General features: G+C 48.1%; 1 tRNA gene. It reads right to left on the bottom strand.

Annotation, left to right across the window (positions count from 1 at the left end):
• Positions 1-245: 245 nt before the first annotated feature.
• Positions 246-315, bottom strand: a tRNA-Glu gene (locus ACXAGX_RS20605).
• Between the last annotated feature and the right edge of the window lies 1 nt (position 316).

Below are 316 nucleotides of genomic sequence, written 5' to 3'. Positions count from 1 at the left end.
AGCGCAGCTTCGCTAAATTTCTGTAAGGCGATTCACGATTTATCGTGAGAGCGACCTTATCCTAGGTTCGGAAGCAAGCTTCCGAGATTTTCAGTAAGGCGAATCGAGCCCGCGAGATGAGCGACCTTATTCTTCTTACTGAACTTTCAAGTCCTGGAGATGTTTACGTGTAATTCACTGATTCAAATTACTGTTACAAACTCCGGCCTATCTCACAGTATTAACCGACTGTGACGCGATATAAATGGCGTCCCCTAGGGGATTCGAACCCCTGTTACCGCCGTGAAAGGGCGGTGTCCTAGGCCTCTAGACGAAG

It is taken from the genome of Alteromonas sp. ABV4_515, from assembly GCF_056160345.1.
Note: the sequence above shows the minus strand (reverse complement) of the source record. Positions and strands in the feature narration are given on the sequence as shown.